The organism is Armatimonadota bacterium (assembly GCA_017303935.1).
GTDB lineage: Bacteria > Armatimonadota > Fimbriimonadia > Fimbriimonadales > Fimbriimonadaceae > JAFLBD01.
Genome location: JAFLBD010000001.1, coordinates 556,007 through 581,401 on the forward strand (window position 1 = coordinate 556,007; position 25,395 = coordinate 581,401).

The following is a 25,395-nucleotide window of genomic DNA, read 5'->3' on the forward strand; positions in this document are numbered from 1 at the left end:
TTTCTTGATGCAAGCTGAACCACCTGCCGGCATCTTTTTGCCAGCCGAGTCGCAACAGCTAAAGATAGCGGTCCTGGTCACTCTCTTAGTTGGATTTGCAGTTATGGTCGGCTTGATGTACGCGCCGTACCGGCTACGACGACCGATTGTCGTTGCAGCAACCTTCCTGTCCGGTTTCTTCTGGATTTTGGTCTGGTTGTTCCCGGCCCCCGTCGAACTCGGCCCGAACGAAATCCCACGCAACGCGATGGAGAATTTCGGTATGCGGCTCGCCGATGGAATTCCGGTCGTGAGCAATATTTCTCAAACGCTCAACGCGTTGCTCTTAGGATTAGGTGTTTTCTCAGTCCTCAGAATGCACACGACTAGGCTCGTCAAGCAACAGAAAGACTGGGTATTCAGCGTTGTCCTTCTGGTCGCCATGTTCTCCATGGTCACCGTGGGTTACATGAACTACAACGAAGTTCTGCGCAATCCAGACCTCGCCGATCCAAACAAGTGGGGAAGAACTCAATTTGCGACGGACTTCCTGTTTGATGGCATGCTCCAAGCGATGGACGCAGCAATGTTCTCGATCATTGCGTTCTTCATCCTGGTTGCCGCCTATCGCGCATTCCGCATTCGCTCAATCGAATCGACGGTGCTACTCGGCACCGCACTGATCGTGATGCTTTCGCTCATGGGGGCAGTTGAATTTGCCTCGACCAACATGATCAACGGTATCACTGGTGGTGATCCTGGGCACTTCCTGAACAACTTTGCACTCGCAAACATTCGGGCTTGGATTCAGACAAACATTCAAGGTCCCGGCATCCGCGCTCTCGAATGGGGCATTGGAATCGGTGCGCTCTCGATGGGACTTCGACTTTGGCTGAGCCTTGAAAAGGGTGGTGGAAACTGATGATCTACAAACTGATGAATATCAACCGGTTTGTGATGTACCTCTTGTTGGTCATCGCCATCGGCCTTCCATTGTTGTTCCTCAAGATTGAGGTGCCGACGATCACAGCTTCGAATACTGAAGATCTGTACATCGCTTACAACAAGTTGCCCGAAGGTTCAACTGTCTTCTTGGAATCAGACTGGACCGTTTCTACACGTGGTGAGAACGCCGGTCAACTCGAAGCTCTGCTCAAGCTGCTTCGGTTGCGAAACGTCAAATTCGTGCTCTATTCCTGCTCGGATGCTCAGGCTCCTCAAGTGGCAAGAAACACGATCACCAACGTCAATAAGCAGCTTGTTGCGGCCGGTCTTGAACCGTTCAAGCCGTGGGAAGACTATGTGGACGTTGGATTCTATCCCGACATCGAAGCGCTTTACAATGCGATCAAGAGCAACCCACGTAACGCGTTCACCGGGAAGACGGCAAACAACCCGGCGACCCGTCAAATGGAGGATGTTTACAAGTCGCCTGTGCTCAAGGACATCCGAAAGGTAGAAGACATCGCGATGGTGATCAACATTTCGGCGAGTGGAACACTGAAGTACATCGTTCAACGAATTGGATCGAAAACGAAGATTGGTTCGATGGTGACCGGTGTGATGGGGCCAGAAGCGATGAACTACTACGCTGCTAAGCAGATTGCTGGACTTTCAGTCGGTTTGCGCGGTGTGGTGGAACTCGAAACGATGATGGCCAAGGGCGTCAACTACTCAGATGGAGACAAGGAGCCTTTCGTTAAGGCGGAACAGCTCAATGGCAAGATCGAACCAATCGATCCAAAGCTTGAGCCGTTCGGTCGTGGCATGAGGTACTTTGCTTCGCTCCACGCTGCGCTCTTTCTGCTGATCCTTGCAGTTGTGCTCGGAAACATCGGGCTCTACCTGCAAAAGCGACAAAACAAAGGGGCTAACTAACAGCCATGTCATTTGAATTCGGAAAACTTCTCATTGGGGTTCTCTTAACCCTTGGTTTGTACAGTGTTCTGTACCGTGAAAACAAGTTCTACCGGATGGTGGAGCATATCTATATCGGTCTCGCGGTCGGATTTGCTATGGTCGCCTTGTGGACGGAAACTCTGGAAGCAAGCTTCTGGAAGCCGCTCATGGGGACTCCTGCCAAAGACGGTGCGCCGGGTGTACCAGGGTTCTTCCTGTACGCTCTGTTGATTCCTGTTGGCATCATGGGTTACATGGTGTTCAGCAAGAAGCATAACTGGATGAGCCGAATCCCGATTGGAATCATTCTTGGCTTCTCGGGTGGACAACAACTCCAGGTGTTCTGGGGCGAGTACGGCCCGCAAATCCAAGATTCGATGCGGCCAGTTCTGCCGACTACTACAAGTTCGTTCTTCGTTCCAAACGGTATTCAGCTATCGCAGAATTCGATCAATGAAATTGCGACTGGAACAGGGGTGCCTGCTCAGTTTGTGAGCACGATTGCGCAGAACGCACAACTGAAACAGTCGGACATCATCGCACTGGCACAAAACAACGGGCTGACGGTGGACCAAGTTAAGGGAGTCATTGCCGCAGTGCTTGGCAAGATCAACAGTGAGATCTATTTCTCGCAGGCGATCAACAACGTGATCTACTTGGTCACGCTTCTTTCGGTGCTCAGCTACTTCCTCTTCAGCTTCAAGCAAGAAGGGAAACTCATCAGCGGCTTCACGCGGCTGGGGCGCTGGCTAATCATGGTTGGCTTCGGTGCCATCTTTGGCAGCACGGTCATGACGCGGTTCGCGCTACTCATCGACCGGTTGCAGTTTGTTCTCGTAGAATTCCTGAGAGACGGAATCCCAACCCTTTTCAGTCGCTAATCTAGCCTCAGAAAAGAACCGAATCCCCGCGCCGTTTTGGTCGCGGGGATTCGTCTTTGGTATGGTCACCGAAACATGAGCGAATCCAACATCACTGGCATCGTACTACGGCGCTGGGATGCGGGTGAATCGGACCGAAAGTTGAGCCTGCTCACCGAGGAGCACGGCCGGATGGAGGTGATTGCGAAAGGAGCCCGCAAGGGCAATTCGCGGTTGTCTGGGGTCACGGAGCCCCTGTCGGTTTGCTCGTTCGCGATTGCGGCAGGCAAGCATCGCTCATTCATCACACAGGCGCAGCCGCTGACTTCTTTTCCAGGACTGAGGACCGATTACACCCGGTTAACCATGGCGATGAGCTTTGTCGAGTTGCTCCATGCCTTCGCACAGATCGATCAGGTCAACGCCGAGCTCTTCCAGCATGCCTGGATTGCACTAAAGGCACTAGAACTCCATGTGAAGCCGCTTGTCGCGCTGCTGTGGTCTGAACTCATTTTCATGAGCATCGAAGGGATTCTCCCGAGTTTTGATCACTGCGTCTTGGATGGACATCGACTCGTCGAGAATCCGGCATGGATTTCGGCGATGGCCGGTGGGCATATCGACTCGGCGCACTCCAACGAGTTCTCTGACAGACAATTGGTTGACGCGGAGATATTGATCGGGCTGGCAAAGCTTTCCAAACTAGACCGCCCGCCATTGGCATTCAAAGCCGCATTAGCGTCGTTTGGCGTGCTCAGTGCGTTTTGGTACCATCACGCCCACAAAAACCTCCCGGCTCGCGAGGCACTGGCGCATCACCTCACGGAGTTGCAGTAACTCGCGTGCCCGGCTTTGTGATTGGAATCTGGGCCAAGCTCTCCGGGACTTCATTCGGCGCGTAGCTGACCGCTTCCACATGGAACGAGGCAAAGAGTGGAGCACCGAAATCGATAGGTTTTGGCGCCCTGGAAATGAGAACTCCAACACCCTCAATCGTAGCGCCTTGCCCGCGCAGGGTTTCGATCACTTCGAAAATACTGGTTCCGGTAGTGAGGACATCATCGACCACTAGGACTTTTGTGCCGGGCTCGAGAGTTTTGCCTCGCCGGAGCACCTTCTTGCCGTTTTCGGTTTCGACATAGATCGCGTCCAGTCCCATCAAGCGTGCCACCTCAAAAGCGATGATGATCCCACCCGTCGTTGGGCCAGCGACGTGTGTGATCCCTTTTCCTGAGAAATGATCCGCGATCGCCTGGCAAAGTGCGGTGAGCACTTTCGGCTGTTCGAGAACTCGAAACTTCTCGATGTAGGTATCGCTATGCCTGCCACTGGTGAGCAAAAAATGCCCCTTCAACATCGCACCCGAATCCAACAAAACCTGCCCTAAATCCATCACTTTGCCTTTGCTCAGCTAACCGCCGTTGGGACTTCGCTTTCAGCGGACTCCGGTGCCTTCGGCTCCTCGATCGCTGGGGTAGCGCTCTTGAGAGCAGCCCGCGCGTCTCTGCGCCGGAACCAAGCGGCGAGAAAGCCACCAAAGGTCATGATCCCTGCGCCCCACCAGACCATCCCGGTCATCGGCTTGTAGAAAATCTCGATCGGGAAGATTGGATTCTTGTAGTGGAGCTGGATTCTTACTGATTTGTCGGCGGCGTCCATCCCCATCAGATAGACAAAGTAGTCTCCGGATTCGGCAGGAATGCGAATCGGGCCGCTATCCGAGATCTCGAACTTCGGTGTGATGTGCGAAACCGAGCCATCGGGATTTTGGAACTCAAGGTGTGCTCCGAATTTCGTGCCCATCACCCCGACCTCGCCTTCGCGAGTCATCTTGACGAACTTGATCACGGTGCCCTCAAATTGCCGCTTTTCCCCAACTTTGAACGGCGTTTCGCCAGTCGCCTCAAACACCATCGGAAACACAGTGAAATAGAGGTCGTGGAGAGGGAAGTGCCGGATCGCTGGGCGAACTGTTGGACTTGGCTCCTCTCCATTGCGGCTCTCGGTGTAGAAGAGCACAGGATTCAGTTTGAAAGTTTGATCGCGACCTTCGAGCTTAAATCCAACTTGATTCTCTCGATCAAGCAAGGTAGAAGACATCTTGTCCAAGCTGACGCGGTAACCCAAGACGGTCGCCGGTCGACCGAGCTGAACTGTCGCTTCTTGCTTCTTTTCCATCCCACGCGAGATGATGAGCCCAAGGACGGTCATGATCACCCCAAAGTGAGTGAGGAACGAGCCGATGCTGGAGGGCGACTTCTTGATCAGTTCTGCCGCGCGGACCAAGTTTGCCGAAAGTCCGAACAAGCAAACGCCAGCCAGGAAAAACACCCAGATTAGAGTAGGAACCTTGATGCCGAACGGAAAATTCGTCTGGTCGGCGGGAGTCAGAGACAGATCAAGCGGAATGAAACGAGTCAGCAGCATTCCAACTCCGATGAAACCGGAGGTGAGGCAAACGGTCGCGAACAGCCTCTGAGCCAATTCGCGCCCTTTAATGCCGCGCCAGCTCAGGTACGGGCCAATGCCCATCAGGATTACGGTTGGGATAAACACCCAGGTGACCACCTTGTGATACAGCGCTTCTTCGACCACTTTCGGCTTTTGGCCCGCAATCGACATAAACAGCGGCACGCTCATCCCGATCGCGCTGACGAGACCTGTCGAAATCAATAATGTCGTCGCCGCGGAATAGGCGTTATGAAGATTGAGCCGTGTGACAGGTTCGCGCAGAGTTGAAGGTTGTTCGTTGCGCGTACCAAGTTTGTAGTAAACCGCGGATCCGACGAGCAATAGGATCGCACCTGCACCCATCGAAATGAGGAGTTGAAGTGCTGAACGATCCATCTCCGCGAAGGAGTGGACGCTCGAATCCCCTAAGAACCCGGACCGAGTCAAAAAGGTGCCGTAGATAAAGGAGATAAGGGCAAACGCGCCGAGGCTGGCGTTGAAAACTGTCCACTTCTTGCTGGTTGCCTGAACGAACAATCCGTGCATGAGCGCCGCGACGAGACACCAAGGAACCAATGCCGCGTTCTCAACCGGATCCCACATCCAAAATCCGCCCCATCCCAGCGTTTCGTACGCCCAGAATCCACCCATACACAGGCCAATGCCGGTGAGAGCCAAGGAAACAAGTGCCCAGGGTCGAATCAGTTGAACATAGGTGCTGAAGTCGCGCCTGAGGAACCCTGCGACGCCAAGTGCGTACAGAACTGTGAGCGAACCAAACCCGAGGAACATCACGGGTGGATGGATCACCATCCACTTGTTGATCAATGCTGGGGTGAGGCCGGCGCCGTCCTCGGGCATTTTGCCGGCAAAGAAGGAGGCGACTTCGGCGGGTGGCTTCCAAAGTCTGAATGGAGACTCAAAAACGAGGATCGAAGACAGGCCAGCCAGAATCAATGAGTAGGCCGCTACGTATGCTCGCTGATAAACGCCTACGGAGCGAAGAGATAGGATTCCAAACAGCGCGGATGCGGATGCCCAAAGAAGGAAGCTGCCCTCCTGACCACCCCATGCGGCGGCAAGCCGTTTATCGAAGCTGAGCCAATTGTCGCTGTGAGAAAAGACGTATTCGAACTGGTACTGCTTGTTGACGGTGAGCCAAATGAGCAAGCCCAGCGCCGAAATGATGCTGATGCATCCTCCAACAAAAGCGGGGTTGGTGAGCCTTCGAGATTTAGCGAAAAATGAACTTACAAGAGCTAAAAGAAAAAGGCCCGTGGCGAACCACAAGAGCCCTCTCCCCGCCGCTTCCAGAATAGGTGTATTCGCCGGAAGCGGCGGCAGTTGAATTGTCGGATGGCTTTCCATTCTTTACGTAGTGGCTTTCTTTGCTTCGGCTTCGTACTTCGACGGACACTTGATCAGCATGTCCGCAGCTTCAAATACGCCGTTTTGCATCTTGCCAATTACCACTACGCGCGTTGCTTCGCCCATGTTCGCTGGTGGATTGCCAGTATAAACTACAGGCATTGTCTTGCCAGATTCGTCCTTCAGCATGAAGGTCACGCGGCGCTGGCGCGGCTCAACGTTCAGTGATTCTTTGATCATATCGCCAGCGACATGCAACCGATCACCGGTAGAGTGCTGTGCCTGTTCGATATTGACGTAGGGGCTTGCGTTGTTGACAAAGGTGTAAACCATGCCCGTAAGCGCAAGAGAACCGATGACTAAGGGTAACAAAAGTTTCATCGACAGTTCTATTTTACTTCAAATGTCCCCAAGTTCCTCCCAGAAAATGGAACGGAATGGGCTAAAATGACGGTCAGATTCACTATGATTTCTAAGCGCATCGTCACTATCGCCATCGGAGGGATGGGAATCCTCGCTGCTCTGGCATTTGGCCAGCCTGCAACGCCTGCGCAGCGCGAGGGCGTGGTCGCCAAGCCGATCTACAAAACCATGCATTTGGCCACCCGAGTCGGCACGTGCAAGATCATCGACAGCGAAGGCCGATTGGAAATCAACTTCACAGGATCACTTTTGATCAGCCAACTCAAAGGCAAGCATGTGATGACTGGGAAGTTCAGCAAAGAGTACGATGATCGTGGTCGTCTGCTCTATTACGGAACCGGAAAGGCGGTCATCACTGGCGAGTGGCGCGCAGTTCAATTTTTTGGCCGAGACTTTTCCGCCGTTTGGTTCGGCAGAGGTGTCGCTCGTGTCGGTGGTGAGTACGATAAGGACCTTAAGACAGGCGAAACTTGGTACGACGATCCTTCGTTCAAGATTGCCTGGCCAGCTCAAGGTCTGATGGAAATGCGGCTCCCAACGAACTTGCCAACAACCAACGGGCCAGAAGCCAAGCCGATCGTTCCTCGGCGCAAACCAACAACCTAAGCCGTGCTTAATCGTACGTTTTGCCACGTAAAGGGAATCGGCAAGGATACCGAGCGCGCTTTGTGGGCGCAAGGTTGCGATAACTGGAACACGTTTCTCGCGAATCCAAGCGAATTCTCAACCGGAGCAGCCCCAAAGGATTTCGCCGTATCTACAATCCAAAAGAGTGTTGACGCTTTCGAGGCGGGCAATCATCAGTTTTTCCAGAAGGCCTTGGGGACTCAAGAAGCTTGGCGAGCCTGGAGTTCATTTCAGAACTCCTGCGTCTATCTCGATATCGAGACCGACGGAGGTCAGACTGGCGGCGCAGTCACCATCATCGGGCTATATGACGGCAACCAGTTTCAAGTGCTCGTCAAAGACGACAATATCGAAGAGTTCCGAGACGTTATTTCGAAGTATTCGATGATCGTCACCTTCTTCGGGACTGGTTTCGACTTACCGATGCTTCAAAAGCGATTCCGAGGGCTAGTTTTCGATCAGATCCATCTCGATTTGTGCTTTGCCTTGAAGCGGCTAGATTATCGCGGCGGGCTCAAGAAGATTGAACGCCAACTTGGAATTTCTCGGTCAAGCGAAGCCGATGGACTTGACGGTCGTGACGCGATCCGGCTCTGGCGCGAGCACCTGCGAGGCTCTGAAACCGCGCTAGAAACTTTGGTCGCATACAACAGGGAAGACGTGGTCAACTTAGAAGTACTCGCACAGATTGCGGTCGATGGCCTGACAAAACAAGCAATGTTCGGCACTGAATCTGCCGCGCGACCGTAATCTCGGGTAAATCTTACACGTGAATATTGAGCGGAATGTCGTCTACGCGACCAAGGGCAGCCAAGAGCTTTCGGCTGACTTGTTTTTTCCTCCCCAATCGAAATCCGGCCCATTCGTTGTGTTTTTGCACGGAGGCGGATGGATCAGCGGGATGAGGGGAATGTACGAAGATGAGGCATTTTGGCTTTACACCCAAGGCATTCCTTCCGCGACCATCGATTACCGGTTGGCGCCTCTCAACCCTTTTCCGGCGAGTGTCGGTGACGTGCAAGATTTCATCTCGTGGGCACGCAAAAACCTTAAGAATTACAGGTTCGACCCCACGTACATCTTGGTCATTGGCAACTCCGCCGGTGGTCATCTCGCCCTGATGTCTGCCTTGTGCGACACCTACTACGGTGATCTTGAGCCGTCCGCCCAGATCAAAGCCGACGGCGCGTTTGCGATGTGCCCAATCACCGACCTCACAGAACCGAGAAGTCAGCATTTTCCTATCAGTTGGCCATTCTTGGAGCAGTTTATGGGCTCTTTGGACGCCCCGGTAGAGCAGCTCCGCGCGGCATCGCCACTTTACAACGTATCCGAAACAGATTCCCCGATTGTGCTTTTGCACGGAACGGAAGACGATATCGTGCCTTGCGAGCAGAGCAAACGGCTTGCGGGTGCCCTAGAAGCGGTCGGTGTGCCGGTGACTCTAGACCTCTTGCCCGGCGAATCACATAGTTTCTCCTATGCAGGATGGATGCGAATTCGTGAGCAGTTCCTAAGCTTCATCCGCACTTTCGAAACTCCAACTGTTGGCGCGCAATGAAGCCAGTTGATCTTAGAAGCGATACGGTCACAAGACCGACCGCTGCAATGATGTCCGCGATGGCAAATGCTGTCGTCGGCGATGATGTTCTGGGGGATGACCCGACGGTGATCGAGCTTGAACGGCTTTCGGCAGAAACGGTCGGGATGGAAGCGGCCCTGTTCCTTTGTAGTGGGACGATGGGCAATCAGATCGCCTTAGCCTGCCATACCGAAAGGGGCGATTGCGCGTTGTTCGAAGAGAACGCGCACATGCTCCAGTACGAAGTGGGCGGACCAGGAATCATCGCTCAAGTGGTCTGTAAGGGTGTGCCTAGCCACCTCGGAGTGCTCGATCCTGCCGATATCAAGAGCAGGATTATGGTGGGGAACTTGCACACTCCCGCGACGACGGTTTTGTGCATCGAGAACACAAATAATCGTGCTGGCGGAAGCGTGATTCCAATTGAAATCACCAATCAATACGCCGATATCTGTAAGTCAAGCGGAATGAAGTTGCACCTAGACGGGGCCAGGGTATTTAACGCCGCCGTCGCGCAAGGAATTACGCCGAAAGAGGTATGTACAGGTTTTGACTCGCTAAGTTTCTGTTTGAGCAAAGGCCTTGGTGCACCGGTCGGATCCGTACTCTGTGGGACGGCGGAGTTTATCAATAGAGCCAAGAAATGGAGGAAGCGGCTCGGCGGAGGATGGCGTCAAGCTGGCTATCTTGCCGCGTGCGGAATCTACGCGCTACAAAACAACATCGATCGGCTGGACGAAGACCATCGCCGCGCGAGGGCTCTGGCAGAGGGAATTCAAGGACTAAAGAATTTCAAGGTGGATTTGTCCGCGCAATCGACAAATTTTGTCATGGTCGAGTCCACCGAACCCGCAGTGGTGATTTGTAAGAAACTCGAAGCTCATGGAGTGCTTGCCCTACCGTTTGGCGAGCACAGAGTAAGGTGTGTGCTCCATCTCGACATCGACGACGCCGGTGTGGAGCACACAGTCAAAACGTTCCGCGAACTAAGCTAGCATCGCGAGCAGTTCGGAAGTTTCAGCGACAGCTTCTCGGAAAATCTGCACTGCAGTTTCAATCTCAGCAGAAGAGATAATCAGCGGCGGCTCAAACCGAATCACTCGCGGATTGTTGAGCGTGTATGCGGCGATCAGACCTCGTTTGGTCATTTGACCGATCACCAATTCGCCGACTTCGTCTTGAGTGAATTCGACTCCGACCATCAGTCCCATTCCGCGCACTTCTGCGATCATATCCGGTTGGTCGAGCTTGACAGATTCAAGCTGGCGCATCAACTCGTTGCCGAGTTGTGCCGCACGTTCGCAGAGTCCTTCTTCTCGGGTGACCTTGATAGCCGCGATTCCGGCAGCGCAGGCTAGCGGATTGCCACCGAAGGTTGAGGTGTGCATTAACGGATTTTCGTCAAAAATCGCGGACCAGACTTCTTGGGTTCCCATCGTTGCACCGATCGGCATGACTCCTCCACCCAGTGCCTTTGCAAGCGTGATGATGTCCGGCTCGATACCTTCGTGCTCGCAGGCAAACATCTTTCCGGTTCGCCCCATCCCGGTTTGCACTTCATCAACAATGAGCAGTGCGCCGACCTCTCGGGTTTTCTTGCGGATCGCAGTCATGTATCCCGGAGGGGCAACGTGGATGCCGCCTTCGCCCTGCACGATTTCGATGATCACGGCCGCAGTCGTTTCGTCGATTTCACCGAGCATCTGGTCGGTGTCGCCGAACGGCACAAACGCTGCACCAGGCATCAATGCCCCAAATTTCTTGCGGTACTTTTCTCGCCCAGTGACGCTGAGTGCGCCAATGGTCTTTCCGTGATATCCGCCTTCAGTGGCGATGATCTTGGTACGGCCAGTTGCGCCTTTGGCGAACTTGAGAGCAGCCTCAACTGCTTCCGTTCCAGAGTTCGAGAAGAAGGTGTATTCGAGCCCTTTGGGAGACAAATCAGCGAGTAGCGAGGCGAGCTCGGCTTGAACAGGATTGAAAAACACCTTGCTAGAGAGCGGCATCTTGTCGAGCTGGGACTTGACAGCATCCACAACCGCAGGGTGCCGGTGCCCAAGATTGAACACGCCATAACTGCCCAAAAAGTCGAGGAACTTCCGACCCTCGTGGTCATACAAATAGCAGCCTTCGCCTCGGATTTCGGTCCCAAAACCGGCAAAGTTCATGAGCTTGGCTAGGCTCGGATTGACGGCCTCGGCATACTGCGAAACCACTTCAGCGTGAAAGCTATCCGCGTTCATCATTCCATTATGACGTTCGGACCGGTTTCGCCCGTCGCAAAACAGTCCAAATTTCCGCAAGATTTGAGCTAGAGAAGGAAGGTTAGACCGCCGATATTTAAGTTGGTTGACGCCAAATAGCTTGACTACGCAATTATGATCACGACTCACGGACCGAACAAACAAGGGATTAGTGGGTTTTCGTTGCGCCAAAGGCTCATGGTTTTGGTCACATTGGTGACCTTGATTTTTCTCTCTGCAGGGGTCATTTGGCAGAATTTTGAAGAGCAGCACATCGAAGATGTCGTTGCAGAATCGCAGCAAGGTCGTCTCGGTGCGACCCAACGACTGATCCAGATTTTTTCGAATTCACTTGAAGCGGTCGTCGCAAATGGCCTAAATCGTCCAGATCTCGGTCGAACTCGTCGGCTCGAAAAGGAAACTGAGTTTTTAAGGTCCGCAAAGCTCGCTTTTGCAGAAAAAGTCTGGCTCTTAAACGAAACTGGCGCGACTGCACAAGAAGCCAAGATTAATCCTTCCGTTGAACTTCAACTCCCACCTGGATTCCAAGACTTCGCGGCCAACGTCATGTTGCCGACCGAGCGCCGTCAATTCCAATATCACGACAAAACCAATGGCCAAACGACGATCTATGTCGCGGCAAAGGCTGTTGACGGCCGAGTGATGGTGGCCGGACGTTCACTCGAAAATTCACTTCGCGGTGAACTAGAAGAAGGACTAGGAATACGTATTTCTGCTCGCGCTTTTGCGCCGCCAGACAATCGGTTTGTGATCGATCGGAATGGAACGACGATTTATTACATTCCGCTCAGAAACTTTGACGGCTCGGTAACGAGCTCGTTGACGTGTATGGCACAAGAAACATGGGTCGAGCGTCTTTTTGAACTGATTTCATACGTCTCAGCCGCGTTCTTGATCTTTTGCCTTTTGGTCATGGTTGCGATCGGAACGTTCGTGGTGCGGGCTGTCGTTCGTCCGATCACCGCCATCGGAACCGCGATCATTAAAGACGAGCCGCATCATCTCGACAACGTCGTCAAACGGAACGACGAATTGAGCCAACTTGCCCGGGTCGCGATCGACTTCATCGACCAACGGCATGAATTGGTCCATTTGAACGAAGACCTTGAAGTCCGCGTGGGCGAGCGAACGAAGGAACTCACCGAAGCATACGACTCGATCATTTTGGGTTGGTCGCGCGCGATGGATAGTCGAGACAAAGAGACCGAAGGCCACACACAGCGAGTTGCAGAGATGGCAGTCAAAATCGGCCGGGCGATGGGGCTTGACGAAGACGCTATCCAAATCCTGTACCGCGGCGCGCTACTCCACGATATCGGAAAAATCGGTATCCCAGACTCCATCTTGTTGAAGCCAGGCAAGCTCACCGACGAAGAAATGGAAGTGATGAAGAGCCACACGCTTCTGGCGTACGAGATGCTCAAGCCGGTCAAATTCCTCGAAGAGAGCCTTTGCATACCGCTTTGTCACCACGAAAAATTCGACGGGACAGGATATCCGCTGGGCCTGAGCGCGGACCAAATCCCTCTTCTCGCCAGGATTTTTGCAGTCGCTGATGTGTGGGACGCCCTGCGAAGTGACCGCCCGTATCGACGAAGCTGGTCCGAGCAAAAGACTCGCGAGCACATCATCCAGCAGTCAGGCACGCATTTCGATCCAATCGTGGTTGACGCCTATCTGCGCATAGAGCCAATCCCGCATCCGTCGGACGATCTATGGAATCAGATCGAACGTGACGCGGCTTAACCAATTTCGCCGTCTCCACTAGAGGTGGATCTCAACTTTATTCGACTTCGCTCCGAGCAGAACGAGCATCAGTTCCTGGCGCCCTACGCGGCGTTTGCCGACCAATCTGCAGGTCGCACGGTCAACGTCCCAGAAGATCCAATTCGAACTTGTTTCCAGCGCGACCGGGATAGAATCCTGCACTCAAAGTGCTTTCGGCGGCTCAAGCACAAGACACAAGTTTTTCTCGCTCCGAAAGGGGACCATTTTCGGACCCGGTTAACGCACACACTAGAAGTCGCCCAGATTTCGAGGACGGTGAGCAGAGCGCTGCGCCTCAATGAAGACCTCACCGAGGCCATCGCATTAGGCCACGACGTAGGGCATCCTCCTTTTGGTCATGCCGGCGAAGCGGCCCTTGATCAAGCATTGCAAGTTCATTTCGAGAAAACTGGAGAAGGACCGGGTTCCTTTCGGCACTATGAACAATCCTATCGCCTTCTGGTGGAAGTTGAGAAACTGAACCTCTCCGCCGAGGTCCTGAATGGTATTCATGGGCATAGCAAGGGCGAGAAGGACTTGACTGCGGATGACGGAATTGCAAAGTCAAGCCTCGAATCCGCAGTGGTGCGAATTTGCGACCGGATTGCTTATCTCAACCACGATCTCGACGACGCGATTCGGTCCGGATTTATCGATTCAGTGCCGAGTCAATTCGCGCATTTGGGTGGAACACACGGTCACCGAATCAACGCGATGGTCACGTCATTGATTGCGGCAAGTGAAGGACTCCCGGAAATTCGGTTGCCTGATGAGATGCTCGCCACGCTCAATGAACTCAAGGACTGGCTTTTTCAAAACGTCTACTACCGGTATCCCATTGAACTCCCCGAGATCAACAAGGCCAAAAACGTGGTGATTGAACTGTTTGACCAATACGTCCAACCTGGAAATCTGCCAGAAGGCTTCAGCGGTGTGTGGGGAGCAATCGATTACGTCTCCGGGATGTCCGATACGTTCGCGATTCGAACCTTCGAGGAGCTACGCGTCCCCCGAGGGTTCTGAAGCTGGGACTTCAAATTCAGGGTGCTTCGTGCAGAGTTGGAAGAAGTCACAGTTTGGGCACATCGGTTTATACACCGGCACGATCGACTCAAAGTCTCGGTGCAAAATCTCAAGCCCAAGCTGGACGAGGTCGTTCTTGAATTCCTCGAGTTTCTCCGGGCTCAGAGTGGCCATGCCAGAACTCCCGGATCGTAAGGCAATGATTCTCGCCCTCACCGGTTGGTCTGGAAAGTGTGCTTTGAGGAGAAGTTGATAGCAACTCATCGCGAGGTCAAATTCAACTTCTTCGTCAGTGACCCCCATTCGGCCGCTCTTGTAATCCACCACTTCGAGCGTTAAATCGTCGTATTCATCGACGCGGTCTAGGCGACCGATCAACACAAATTCTCCGAGGTCAGCTCGAAGCTGTTTTTCGACGAAAAGAACCCGAGCGTCAGAAGGTGTTGCCTGAGCGTGTTCGACGTAGTTGGCGACAATCGACTTGCCTTCGCTTAGCGCTTCTTGCATCTCTTGGGCGCTACCATATCCCGCCTCGATCCAAGAATCTTCCAGTGCGGCCACCGCTTGATGTACCGATTCCACGCCAGAATCTCCAGAATCGTGGAACCGCTGAAGGACGCGATGTAAGCTCGTGCCGAAGCTGAAATGACTCCTGGCGCGCATATACCAGCGCCCGCGCTCATCAATATAGGTCCACTTATAGCGGACCGGGCACGTGAGATAAGTAGAGATCTTGCTGGGGCTGAGGGTCGGCTTGCGTGCCACGTTTGATTATGCACAGACCTCACTTACTGCGCGCAATGGCGGTAAACTTTCAATGAAAAATGAAAATTCGATTAGGACACTCGCCAGATTCAGATGATGCCTTCATGTTTTGGGGACTCGCAAAGGGGCCAGTGAAGTCGGACTATCAATTCGAGCACATTTTGCGCGACATTCAGACTCTGAACGAATGGGCGATGGAAGGTCAGCTCGAATCCAGCGCGGTCAGCGTGCACGCCTTCGCCTACGTTGCCGATAAGTACGCACTCCTGCGACACGGTGGATCGTGGGGCGATAACTATGGCCCGATGATCGTGGCCAAAGAAGCCCTTAGCCTCGATGAACTCAAAGACACTGTCATCGCTGTTCCAGGAAAGCTCACGAGCGCGTTTCTTGAGCTCAATTTGTGGTGGGTCGAGAAGTATGGCGAGCGAGATTCGCTGAAGTTCGAAGTCGTGCCGTTCGACGAGATCATCCCGTCGATTCAAGAAGGCAAGTACCGCGCTGGCCTCATCATCCACGAAGGTCAGCTCACTTACAAGCGAGACGGCATGCACCTAATCGAGGACCTTGGCAAGTGGTGGATGGCTTCGACCGGACTTCCATTGCCATTGGGCGTGAACGTGGTTCGCAAAGACCTCGGCGAAGGTGCAGTCAATGAAGTCAGTCGCTGCATGCGCGAATCGATTCAAGCCGGGTTGGACAATCGCAAAGATGCTCTCGAATATGCGCTCACCTTTGCACGCGGCATGGACGAAGCAACGAGCGATGAGTTCGTCGGAATGTATGTGAACGAGCGAACCGTCGATATGGGCGACGAGGGCGTGAGGGCGATCCGCTTGCTCCTAAAGAAAGGCGCTGAAATCGGAATGGTGCCAGAAGTCGAGATTGCCGTAGTCGACTAAGGGAGTCCAAAAAAGAAAAGGGGCGATCCGAAATCGGATCGCCCCTTTTCTTTATGCGATTGGTTAGCGAGTCAATTCAACGAATTGATCGATTTCCTCGCAGATCGTCGCAAGGCTGCCCTCCCAAAACGCGGCTGTCGTGATGTCAATCCCAAATCCCTTGGCGAGAGTGGCGGCGTCAGATAATCCTGTGCTCGCGAGCAGCGTGTCGTACCGGGCCTTGAACGCTTCAGGATCGTTTCGGTACACCGAATACAGCCCCAGCGAGAACAAGTGGCCGAACATGTACGGGAAATTGTAGAAGCTACTATAACTATAGTAGTGTGGTTTCACCGCCCACATGTATGGGTGGCGATGGTTGCTGAGCCCTTCGCCATAAGTTTCTCCCTGCGCCCAGAGCATCAAGTCGCAGAGTTCTGATGGAGAAAGCGACCTCGAAGCCCTTTTCTCGAAAACAGCTTGCTCAAAGAGGAACCGGCTTGAAATGTCAACCACGGTTTGAGCGGCGCGTTGAACACTTTGCTCCAGAATCGGCAGATTTTCTTCTGGGGAGCCGGTGGAAAGTGCTGCCTTCGTAATGATGGTCTCGCAGAAGATGCTGGCCGTCTCTGCAAGAGTCATTGGAGTCTGCTTTTGAAGCTCGGTTTTGCCGTGCAAGCAGAGATTGTGGTACGCATGCCCCAGCTCATGAGCCAAAGTGCTCACCGAACCAAAGGAAGGTTTCCAAGTCATCAAGATTCGGCTTTCGTCGGCACGCAATCCCATGCAGAATGCGCCATCCCGCTTGCCTGAGGCAGGAGCAGCGTCGATCCAGTTCTCAGCGTACGACCGGCGGGCAAAATCACCCATCTTGTCGGAATAAGTGCTGAACTGTTGGGCGACAAACTCGGCACCTTCGTTGTACTGCCAGACTTTGGTGTCTTCACCGATCGGCGCGAAAATGTCAAACCAGTCCAGAGAATTGCTCTCGTTCACGAGCCTTGCCTTCGCCTTGAAATAGCGCCGGAATGCAGGGAAGGAATCTCGCGCGGCCCCCATCATGGCATCGAGCGTTGCCATATCCATGTTGCAGTTGAAAACGGTTCGGGCGAGGGCTGAATCCCATCCGCGGCGGGTGCAAAGGACATCCGTTTCACCCTTGATGGAATTCATCGCGGCCGCGAGCGGAACTTCAAACTGCTTCCAAGTTTCGAGCTCTGCGTGGTACGCGGATTCGCGAACTGAGCGATCTGGATCGTAGGCCATCGCACGGGCGACCGCCATAGGTTCGGTCTTACTCGTGCCATTCGCCTCATACGTGACCATGATCTGCGAAGTCACATCACCGTGGAGTCGACCCCAAGCGCTTGAACCTGTTTCCATCAAATCCGCAGCGAGGTCTTCTTCGGCGGGAGACATTTGGTTATCGCCGAGTACCTTCATTTTGGTCAAGGCGTACTCATGGTCCTTCCCAACATTCGAATCCGAAACATATTGCTTGACGTCACATTGAGCAACGTAGGCGGCCAAGCGATTCTTGAGCTTCCTCAGGGTCGAATCCAGCTTCATCAGCTCGGACAACTTGGCTTGAGCAGTGGAGTCGGTCGCGTCGGTGGTCACAAATGCATAGATGTATGACCCAATTGTTTCAAAATCCGATTCGAAATCGTTGATCGCGACGATCGCAGTATCCAACCTGCTCGTGGAGCCAGACTTTTCGCCGCCAGAGCGAATGTCCTGCGAGTCGAAGAGTTCTTCGAGCTTTGACAATTTCACTTGACAAGCTTCGAATCCTGCGCGGAACTCAGAGGAATCCAAACCGGGGTAAACCACAGACATGTCCCATTTCGGGGCTGAAAGAACTTCGTTCATTACTGTAATGGTACAAGTTTTGGGTGTGGAATAAGTTCCCTTGGCGTCAAAGCCGCAAAATTCAGTTTTTTATTTCATCGAACAAACTGAGTTTGTCAAACATTCTGAAGTTATCTGGCGCGGGTGCATTGAATTGTGCCGACTGCGAGCCACTAATCTAAATGTTGTTAATTTTTGAGAAAAAATCTTCCTGCCTGGAAGGCTTTTTGCTCCTTAGCGATATAGCGGCGTTGGTGTATATTCAGTTCTTAAATTCTTTTGTATATGGCTACCAAAAACAAAATCAGAGAGAAGTTGGACTCCATTGATTTCGAACTTCTGAAGCTCCTGCAGGATGACGGGAGAATCACGAACGCCGATTTGGCGAGGAAGGTGGATTTGTCGCCACCGAGCGTTTTGCAACGCGTTCGAAAGCTGGAGCAGCTCGGTGTGATCGATCGCTTTGTTGCGATTCTCGATCCCGGCGCGCTCGATTTCCACATCATCGTGTTCGCGCAAGTGAGCCTCTCTCTGCATCAAGGCAAGCCAATCGAAGAGTTTCGGGTCGCTGTGGCGAAGATCCCCGAAGTGCTGGAGTGCTATCACGTCAGCGGAGAATTCGATTTTCTCTTGAAAATTTTGGTCGAGGACATGGCAGGATACGAAGCGTTTGTCCGCGAAAAATTGAGTCTGATACCAGGTATCGGCCGAATTCAAAGCTGTTTTGTGTTAGGAACAGCGAAACATTCGACGCAATTGCCGCTATAGCCTTCGGTATCATAAGCCAGAACGTGAGCCGAGGGAAACTTTGTAAGGAGCATCTGCGGGCGTTTGAATCTTTGCTTCGGTCGCATGCCGCGATCCTTCGAAGAATCGAACGTATGCTATCTCAACATGGATGTGTTGGGATGGATGTTTACGACACTCTATTAGCTCTGGAAGAAGCTCCGAATCAGCGTTTGACGATGTCTGAACTCGCAGACCGCGTGGTGCTGAGTCCGAGCGGTGTCACTCGCCTCGTCGACCGACTGGTCAAGCAGGGACTCGTTCAACGCGAAGCAAACCCAGATGACGGTCGAAGCTCTTTTGCAGCAATCACTCCGGCCGGATTGAACCTCCGCTTAGAGGTCTGGCCGCACCTACAGGACGCTCTGACCCAAGAATTCGCCAGCAAGATTAGCCTCCAACAAGCAGATCAATTGAGCTGCATGCTCCGTCTCTTCCTGCAAGAAGGCGTGGGCACATCCATCTATACCGAACAAGGTTCAAAGAAAGACGTTCGGTAACACCCTTGACACGATTGATGCGTGTCATTCATAATCTCGCGTGGACTAAGGGTGCGTGCTAGTCGCGCATTTGAAGTCTTTGGCTTAATTGGGAGGCAAAGCGAGTATTCCGGACGATCCGACGTTTGAACCGCAAGACCGAAAGGAACGCCCTGCGCCCCAAGGAGCCTAGCCCAAGGGGTTTTTTGTTGGAAACCAGCCCCAAAAGGCAGTCAGTCAATTTGAGGATTAAATGCCTACAGTAAATCAACTAGTACGTAATGGCCGCAAGACGGCAGCCGTGAAGTCGAAGTCACCGGCGCTCAAGTCGAACCCGTTTCGACGTGGCGTTTGCACGATCGTTCGAACCCAGACCCCGAAGAAGCCAAACTCGGCACTTCGAAAGGTCGCTCGTGTTCGACTTACGAACGGAGTTGAAGTCACCGCTTACATTCCAGGCATTGGGCACAACCTGCAGGAGCACTCGGTCGTGCTCGTTCGCGGTGGTCGTGTCAAGGACCTCCCCGGTGTGCGCTACCACATCGTCCGCGGTGCCCAACAGACCGCTGGTACCAACAACCGTAAGCAAGGCCGTTCGAAGTACGGCGCCAAGAGGCCTAAGCCAGGCGCAGCGGCAGGTAAGAAGTAAGGAATAACAGATGCCACGAAAAGGTCAAGCTCCAAAGCGAATTGTCACTCCAGATCCTGTTTACAACAGCGAGATGGTCCAGCGGTTTATCAATCGCATGATGATCGGCGGCAAAAAGACTGTTGCCGAAAAGATTTTTTACACCGCCATGTCCAACCTTGAAGAAAAGGCTGGCGTTCCAGCGCTCGAAGTCTTCGAGAAGGCCATGGCTAACGTCTTGCCAACCAACGAGGTTCGACCTCGCCGGGTTGGTGGTCAAAACTACCAGGTTCCAATGGAAGTTCGACCGGTTCGCCGACGCACACTCGCCCTCCGATGGCTCGTCGAGAATTCTCGAAAGCGAAAGGGTGAGAAGACGATGGTGGACAAGCTGACTGCTGAACTGTTTGATGCCTACAACGGCACCGGTTCTTCAGTTAAGAAGAAGGAAGACACCCATCGAATGGCAGACGCTAACAAGGCGTTCGCCCACTACCGATTCTAATTTTTGTAAACGAAACAGAGAGTACGCATGCCAAGATCCCACCCCCTAAATCTTTTAAGAAACATCGGTATCGCCGCCCACATTGACGCGGGCAAAACGACCACCACCGAGCGAATCCTGTATTACACCGGAAAGTCGCACAAGATTGGGGAAGTTCACGATGGCGCAGCCACCATGGACTGGATGGAGCAAGAGCAAGAGCGCGGTATCACCATTACCTCCGCTGCGACCTCCTGTTTCTGGCGAGGAAGCAACGGCGATAAGCCTGAGCACAAGATCAACATCATTGATACTCCTGGCCACGTTGACTTTACAGTCGAAGTTGAGCGCTCGCTCCGCGTCTTGGATGGCCTTGTTGCTGTTTATTGCGCAGTGGGTGGCGTGCAACCACAGTCGGAAACCGTTTGGCGCCAAGCCAACAAGTATAAGGTTCCACGAATCGCTTACATCAACAAGATGGACCGACTCGGCGCCGACTTCTTCACCGTCGTTTCGCGAATGCGAGAGCGATTGGGTGCGAATGCTGCTCCGATTCAGATTCCGATTGGCGCAGAAAGCGACTACAAGGGCTACATCGACCTCATCACCATGCAGGCCACCATCTACAAGTCCGATGATGGCAAGGTGTTTGAAGTCGTTGACATCCCTGAAGATTTGCGCGGACTCGCAGCCGAATGGCGCGAGAAAATGATTGAGTCGATCGCAGACTACGACGAATCGATCATGGAGCGCTTCTTGGAAGGCGAAGAGATCAGCGAAGCCGATATCCGAACCGCTCTCCGAGCAGGAACTCTGGCCAACAAGATCGTGCCATGTATCTCGGGCTCGTCCTTTAAGAACAAGGGCGTTCAGTTCATGGTCGACTGCGTTGTGGATTACCTCCCGTCGCCACTCGACGTGGGCGCAGTTCAGGGTGTTGATCCGAACACCGACGAAGATTTGGAGCGAAAGGCAGACGACAAGGACCCATTCACCGCATTGGCGTTCAAGATCATGTCTGACAAGTACGTCGGCCGTTTGACCTTCATCCGCGTTTACTCGGGTGTCCTGAAGAAGGGTACTCCTGTTTCGGTCAGTTACCGAGAACCGCAAACCAACGAGTTCCGAACTCGAACCGAGCGAATCGGACGAATTTTGGAAATGCACGCCAATGATCGAAAGGACATTGACGAAGTGTATGCAGGCGAAATCGTCGGCGTGATCGGTCTGAACGACGTTCGAACTGGTTACACGATTGCGGATAACGACAAGCCAGTTTCGCTCGAATCGATCAAGTTCCCTGAGCCGGTCATTCAGATCGCTATCGAACCTAAGAGCCGAGCAGACCAAGAAAAGCTCGGTGCGAGCTTGCAGCGACTGGCAGAAGAAGATCCAACCTTCCGAGTTTTCACAGACGTGGAAAGCAGCCAAACCATCATCAGTGGTATGGGCGAACTTCACCTTGAGATCATTGTGGACCGACTCAATCGCGAGTTCGGTGTTCAGGCAAATCAAGGCAAGCCACAGGTCGCTTACCGAGAAACCGTCAAGCAAACCGTCAAGGCCGAAGGTCGATTTATTCGACAATCGGGTGGTTCGGGTCAGTATGGTGTCTGTACGATCGAAATGACCCCGCTCGAAGCTGGTCAAGGATTCGTTTTCGAGAACAAGGTCGTCGGTGGTTCGATTCCAAAGGAATACATCCCTGCGATCGAAAAGGGTGTCCGCGAAGCGATGCTCTCGGGCGTGTTGGCAGGATATCCGGTTGTTGACTTCAAGGTCGCCGTCACCGACGGTAGCTACCACGATGTCGACTCCAACGAAAACGCGTTTAAGCAAGCTGGAATTCTCGCTTTCCGCGAAGCTATGAAGAAGGCCAATCCAGTAATCAAGGAACCGATCATGCACGTGGAAGTCACCACTCCAGAGCAGAACATCGGTGACGTGATCGGAGACTTGAACAAGCGACGGGGCCGAATCGAAGGTCAAGAAGCCAGCAGTGGCGGAACCGTTGTGGTGAATGCGCACGTGCCGCTTAGCGAAATGTTTGGTTATGTGACCACTCTTCGATCGCTAACTCAGGGCCGCGCAACTCCAAACGTGACTCCTTCGCACTACGAAGAAGTCCCGAACAATATCGCTGCTGAAATCATCGCTAAATCCGCGAAGTAATAGCACCGTAACCAGAGCCCGCTTGTGCAAAAGCACAGGCGGGCTTTTTGCATTTGTCATCTAAGAATCAGGGGTGATTTGATGCTGTTTGATAAGGAATTAGCCCCAAAGAATCCTTGCAAATCGTAAGGGTCAGCGGGTACAATTCCCCACAGTCGTTGATTGGGTGTTGGAGCTGGAGGCTCGCGATCCGCAAGCCGCTTTTTCCTGTCACGATAGTAAATTATTTGGAAAAGTAATGGCAAGAGCTAAATTTGAAAGAACAAAGCCGCACGTCAACATCGGCACCATCGGACACGTCGACCACGGTAAGACTTCGTTGACCGCAGCAATCACCGGTACCCTGGCTATGAAGGGTCTGTCGCAAAAGTTCGTCAAGTACGACGAAATCGACAACGCACCTGAAGAAAAGGCCCGCGGTATCACGATTAACATTTCGCACCAGGAATACGAAACCGATACGCGACACTACGCGCATGTCGACTGCCCTGGCCACGCCGACTTTATTAAGAACATGATTACCGGTGCCGCTCAGATGGACGGCGCAATCCTCGTGGTTGCTTCCACTGACGGTCCAATGCCACAAACCCGAGAGCACATCCTTTTGGCTCGACAGGTTGGTGTGCCTCACATCGTGGTCTTCATGAACAAGGTTGACCTTGTTGATGACCCAGAATTGCTCGAACTCGTCGAGATGGAAATCCGCGAGCTGTTGAGCCGATACGGCTTCCCAGGCGATGACACTCCAGTCATCAAGGGTTCGGCAGTTAAGGCTATCGAAGCTCTGGAAGCTGGCAAGTCGATCGATGATCCTGCATTTGCACCAATCGTCGAACTGATGAACGCTGTTGACAGCTTCATCCCAACCCCAACTCGAGACAACGACAAGCCATTCTTGATGGCTGTCGAAGACGTGTTCACCATTACCGGTCGCGGTACTGTTGCTACAGGTCGTGTCGAGCGCGGTACGTTGAACGTCAACACTGAAGTCGAAATTGTTGGACTTTCCGAAGCTCCACGCAAGACGACCTGCACCGGTGTTGAAATGTTCCGCAAGTTGCTGGATAGCTGCCAAGCTGGCGATAACGTCGGATTGCTCCTTCGCGGTGTAGACCGAGACGATATCGAGCGCGGCATGGTTATCTGCAAGCCAGGTTCGATCAAGCCACACACCAAGTTCAAGGGCGAAGTTTACGTCTTGTCGAAAGAAGAAGGCGGCCGACACACCCCATTCGTTCCTGGTTACAAGCCACAGTTCTACTTCCGAACGACCGACGTTACCGGTACCATTGACGAAATCTTTAGCACCTCGGGTGATAAGGCTGAAATGTGTATGCCTGGCGACAACGTTCGAATGTCGATCTCGTTGTTGGACGACAAGCCAATCGCTATGGAGCAAGGCTCCAAGTTCGCTATCCGAGAAGGTGGCCGAACGGTTGGTGCAGGCGCCATCACCGAAATCATTGCGTAAGTTAGCTAGCTGACTTAAGCTAAACCGAAAATCCCCGGACACGATGTGCCCGGGGATTTTTTGGTGATTTTGGTCGGCTGATATAGCGTAATCTAGCCGGAAGACCATGAGCAATCTCACAACAATCCCGTATTTGATGTTTAATGGCCGATGCCAGGAAGCGATCGAGTTCTATCAATCCGCGATTGGCGCAGAACTCGAAATGATGATGCGCTTTAGCGATAGCCCAGAACCGATGCCGGAGGGCTCAATTCCTCCAGGCTTTGAGGACAAGGTGATGCACGCCTCTATCAAGGTAGGGAACTCGACCATCTGGCTCTCCGATGGCAACGATACCAAAACGGAATTCAAAGGATTCAGTATCTCAATAGGCTCGGATTCTGCAGCCGAACTTCATTCGATCTTCGACAAACTTGCCAATGGCGGAGAAGTCATCATGCCGATGAGCAAGACCTTTTGGTCTGAGGCTTTTGGAATGGTCAAGGATAAGTTTGGGATCAGCTGGATGCTGGGAGTGAATTCACAATCATGAGTCAGCGGTTAGAACTACGCTATAGCATTGACATCTCTGCGCCATCTGCCACAGTTTGGAAGGCGATCTGGACACCAGAACATTACGAAAAGTGGACGTCGCACTTCCATCCAGGCTCCAGGTACGAAGGCACTCTTGCAGAAGGCGAGGTCATCCGATTTCTTGGCCCAACTTCTGAGAACGGTGAGAGCGGATTGGCCTCGAAAATTGTGAAGTGGGTACCAGATTCAGAGTGCTGGCTCTGCTCGTTAGGGTTGATTGTTGATGGTGAGATCGTCACCGAAGGTGAAGGCGCAGCAGATTGGATTGATTCAAGGGAAGAGTACCGATTGGTTCAAAACGGCGACGTGTGCTCGTTCAACGTGCTTGTCGAATCGCCGGAAAGTATGCGCGAATATTTCGATTCGGCTTGGGCAAAATCGTTGGCAGAGCTCAAGGGAATCGCGGAGTCGCTGGCATGATTGACCGAATTCAGTTCAATCCAGAAACGGACTTGAAGATCGAGCGGATCGTGCCGATCACCCCCATGCAAGTCTACGAAGCATGGACGGTCCCAGCACTGATGGTGAAGTGGTTTACGCCTGCGCCCTGGAAGACTGTGGCAGCAGAAGTGGACGCACGGCCAGGAGGAAAGTGCGAAGTCACCATGCAGTCTCCAGAAGGTGAAACCCTACCGCCGATGACCGGCTGTGTGCTGCACGCCGATCCTGGCAAGGCGTACATTTTCACGAGTTGTCTCATGCCTGGTTTTCGCCCATCGCCCGAGCCAAACTTTACTGGCGCGATCCTCATTGAGCCCGCAGAAGGCGGCGCAAAGTACACCGCCATCGCAATGCACAAAGATAGCGCTGATCGCAATCAGCATGCAGAAATGGGATTTGAGGCCGGATGGAACGCCGCCCTAGATCAAATGATCGCGATGTACTCCGAGTGACAAAAAATGGGCCGGAATAAGCAATTCCGGCCCTAGCGATGAGGAATGTTTTCCCGAGCAATATTGCGATTGACTCATCAGGATTGTCGTTTCATTATCGAAGCTAATCCCGGCCGTAGGCTAAAGTCTGATTTTTGTCGCAAGTGCCTAAGCCAGAAGGCACATTGCA

26 protein-coding genes are annotated in these 25,395 nt (G+C 53.0%); 20 read left to right on the forward strand and 6 right to left on the reverse strand.

What is annotated here, in order from left to right:
- Positions 1 to 7 precede the first annotated feature (7 nt).
- From J0L72_02635 to recO, 4 genes are all read left to right on the forward strand, one after another.
- Positions 8 to 901: a hypothetical protein gene (locus tag J0L72_02635; GenBank protein ID MBN8689671.1), complete on the forward strand. Its 894-nt coding sequence runs from the start codon at positions 8 to 10 to the stop codon at positions 899 to 901.
- Positions 901 to 1,857 (forward strand): hypothetical protein, encoded by a 957-nt coding sequence (locus J0L72_02640; GenBank protein ID MBN8689672.1) that lies wholly within the window; start codon positions 901 to 903, stop codon positions 1,855 to 1,857. The genes J0L72_02635 and J0L72_02640 overlap by 1 nt, the downstream gene beginning before the upstream one ends.
- Positions 1,858 to 1,862: 5 nt before the next feature.
- On the forward strand, positions 1,863 to 2,759 hold the full coding sequence (locus J0L72_02645; GenBank protein ID MBN8689673.1) for a hypothetical protein: 897 nt from the start codon (positions 1,863 to 1,865) through the stop codon (positions 2,757 to 2,759).
- A 75-nt stretch (positions 2,760 to 2,834) separates the two neighbouring features.
- On the forward strand, positions 2,835 to 3,575 hold the full coding sequence (recO, locus tag J0L72_02650) for a DNA repair protein RecO (protein MBN8689674.1): 741 nt from the start codon (positions 2,835 to 2,837) through the stop codon (positions 3,573 to 3,575).
- Here the strand turns inward: recO and J0L72_02655 are convergent.
- Genes J0L72_02655 through J0L72_02665 form a run of 3 tightly spaced genes read right to left on the reverse strand, consistent with a single transcriptional unit; the run spans position 3,559 to position 6,938 of the window.
- Positions 3,559 to 4,131, reverse strand: coding sequence for an orotate phosphoribosyltransferase (locus J0L72_02655; GenBank protein ID MBN8689675.1), 573 nt, complete (start codon positions 4,129 to 4,131; stop codon positions 3,559 to 3,561). The two genes, recO and J0L72_02655, sit on opposite strands and share 17 nt — an antisense overlap.
- 14 nt (positions 4,132 to 4,145) lie before the next feature.
- Complete coding sequence (gene ccsA / locus J0L72_02660; protein ID MBN8689676.1) at positions 4,146 to 6,557, reverse strand: cytochrome c biogenesis protein CcsA; 2,412 nt, start codon at positions 6,555 to 6,557, stop codon at positions 4,146 to 4,148.
- Between the two features lie 3 nt (positions 6,558 to 6,560).
- On the reverse strand, positions 6,561 to 6,938 hold the full coding sequence (locus J0L72_02665) for a cytochrome c maturation protein CcmE (protein ID MBN8689677.1): 378 nt from the start codon (positions 6,936 to 6,938) through the stop codon (positions 6,561 to 6,563).
- Positions 6,939 to 7,022: 84 nt separating this feature from the next.
- Here J0L72_02665 and J0L72_02670 point away from each other — a divergent pair, with 84 nt between their 5' ends.
- From J0L72_02670 to J0L72_02685, 4 genes are read left to right on the forward strand one after another with little or no spacing between them, the layout of a single operon-like run.
- Positions 7,023 to 7,586, forward strand: a complete 564-nt coding sequence (locus J0L72_02670; GenBank protein ID MBN8689678.1) for a hypothetical protein — start codon at positions 7,023 to 7,025, stop codon at positions 7,584 to 7,586.
- 3 nt (positions 7,587 to 7,589) lie between these two features.
- Positions 7,590 to 8,357: a ribonuclease H-like domain-containing protein gene (locus J0L72_02675; protein MBN8689679.1), complete on the forward strand. Its 768-nt coding sequence runs from the start codon at positions 7,590 to 7,592 to the stop codon at positions 8,355 to 8,357.
- 19 nt (positions 8,358 to 8,376) lie between these two features.
- The gene (locus J0L72_02680; GenBank protein ID MBN8689680.1) at positions 8,377 to 9,168 is read left to right on the forward strand and encodes an alpha/beta hydrolase; all 792 of its coding nucleotides are present in this window, start codon (positions 8,377 to 8,379) and stop codon (positions 9,166 to 9,168) included.
- Positions 9,165 to 10,184, forward strand: coding sequence for a hypothetical protein (locus J0L72_02685; protein ID MBN8689681.1), 1,020 nt, complete (start codon positions 9,165 to 9,167; stop codon positions 10,182 to 10,184). The genes J0L72_02680 and J0L72_02685 overlap by 4 nt, the downstream gene beginning before the upstream one ends.
- Here the strand turns inward: J0L72_02685 and J0L72_02690 are convergent.
- Positions 10,176 to 11,435, reverse strand: a complete 1,260-nt coding sequence (locus tag J0L72_02690; GenBank protein ID MBN8689682.1) for an aspartate aminotransferase family protein — start codon at positions 11,433 to 11,435, stop codon at positions 10,176 to 10,178. The two genes, J0L72_02685 and J0L72_02690, sit on opposite strands and share 9 nt — an antisense overlap.
- 846 nt (positions 11,436 to 12,281) lie before the next feature.
- On the opposite strand from J0L72_02690, the gene J0L72_02695 reads away from it, so the two are divergent.
- Positions 12,282 to 13,199: an HD domain-containing protein gene (locus tag J0L72_02695; GenBank protein ID MBN8689683.1), complete on the forward strand. Its 918-nt coding sequence runs from the start codon at positions 12,282 to 12,284 to the stop codon at positions 13,197 to 13,199.
- Between the two features lie 24 nt (positions 13,200 to 13,223).
- Positions 13,224 to 14,243, forward strand: coding sequence for an HD domain-containing protein (locus J0L72_02700; GenBank protein ID MBN8689684.1), 1,020 nt, complete (start codon positions 13,224 to 13,226; stop codon positions 14,241 to 14,243).
- On the opposite strand, the gene J0L72_02705 is transcribed toward J0L72_02700, so the two are convergent.
- Entirely contained in the window at positions 14,220 to 15,008 is a 789-nt protein-coding gene (locus tag J0L72_02705) for a PD-(D/E)XK nuclease family protein (GenBank protein MBN8689685.1), read from the reverse strand. The genes J0L72_02700 and J0L72_02705 overlap by 24 nt on opposite strands.
- Before the next feature lie 59 nt (positions 15,009 to 15,067).
- On the opposite strand from J0L72_02705, the gene J0L72_02710 reads away from it, so the two are divergent.
- Positions 15,068 to 15,910, forward strand: coding sequence for an ABC transporter substrate-binding protein (locus J0L72_02710; protein ID MBN8689686.1), 843 nt, complete (start codon positions 15,068 to 15,070; stop codon positions 15,908 to 15,910).
- Positions 15,911 to 15,973: 63 nt separating this feature from the next.
- Here J0L72_02710 and J0L72_02715 read toward each other — a convergent pair whose 3' ends face one another.
- Positions 15,974 to 17,761 carry a M3 family oligoendopeptidase gene (locus J0L72_02715; protein ID MBN8689687.1) on the reverse strand — a complete coding sequence of 596 codons (1,788 nt, stop codon included), beginning with the start codon at positions 17,759 to 17,761 and terminating at the stop codon, positions 15,974 to 15,976.
- Positions 17,762 to 18,025: 264 nt separating this feature from the next.
- Here J0L72_02715 and J0L72_02720 point away from each other — a divergent pair, with 264 nt between their 5' ends.
- The 9 genes from J0L72_02720 (at position 18,026) to J0L72_02760 (ending at position 25,226) form a co-directional block, all read left to right on the forward strand.
- On the forward strand, positions 18,026 to 18,508 hold the full coding sequence (locus J0L72_02720; GenBank protein MBN8689688.1) for an Lrp/AsnC family transcriptional regulator: 483 nt from the start codon (positions 18,026 to 18,028) through the stop codon (positions 18,506 to 18,508).
- A 113-nt stretch (positions 18,509 to 18,621) separates the two neighbouring features.
- Positions 18,622 to 19,026 (forward strand): MarR family transcriptional regulator, encoded by a 405-nt coding sequence (locus J0L72_02725; GenBank protein ID MBN8689689.1) that lies wholly within the window; start codon positions 18,622 to 18,624, stop codon positions 19,024 to 19,026.
- Positions 19,027 to 19,258: 232 nt separating this feature from the next.
- On the forward strand, positions 19,259 to 19,654 hold the full coding sequence (locus J0L72_02730) for a 30S ribosomal protein S12 (GenBank protein ID MBN8689690.1): 396 nt from the start codon (positions 19,259 to 19,261) through the stop codon (positions 19,652 to 19,654).
- Positions 19,655 to 19,664: 10 nt separating this feature from the next.
- Entirely contained in the window at positions 19,665 to 20,138 is a 474-nt protein-coding gene (rpsG, locus tag J0L72_02735; protein ID MBN8689691.1) for a 30S ribosomal protein S7, read from the forward strand.
- A gap of 27 nt (positions 20,139 to 20,165) precedes the next feature.
- Positions 20,166 to 22,289, forward strand: coding sequence for an elongation factor G (gene fusA, locus J0L72_02740; GenBank protein ID MBN8689692.1), 2,124 nt, complete (start codon positions 20,166 to 20,168; stop codon positions 22,287 to 22,289).
- A gap of 238 nt (positions 22,290 to 22,527) precedes the next feature.
- Positions 22,528 to 23,760, forward strand: coding sequence for an elongation factor Tu (gene tuf / locus J0L72_02745; protein MBN8689693.1), 1,233 nt, complete (start codon positions 22,528 to 22,530; stop codon positions 23,758 to 23,760).
- Positions 23,761 to 23,866: 106 nt separating this feature from the next.
- Entirely contained in the window at positions 23,867 to 24,292 is a 426-nt protein-coding gene (locus J0L72_02750; GenBank protein MBN8689694.1) for a VOC family protein, read from the forward strand.
- Entirely contained in the window at positions 24,289 to 24,753 is a 465-nt protein-coding gene (locus tag J0L72_02755; GenBank protein MBN8689695.1) for an SRPBCC domain-containing protein, read from the forward strand. Before J0L72_02750 ends, J0L72_02755 begins: the two co-directional genes overlap by 4 nt.
- Positions 24,750 to 25,226 (forward strand): SRPBCC domain-containing protein, encoded by a 477-nt coding sequence (locus J0L72_02760; protein MBN8689696.1) that lies wholly within the window; start codon positions 24,750 to 24,752, stop codon positions 25,224 to 25,226. Before J0L72_02755 ends, J0L72_02760 begins: the two co-directional genes overlap by 4 nt.
- The last annotated feature ends 169 nt before the right edge of the window (positions 25,227 to 25,395 follow it).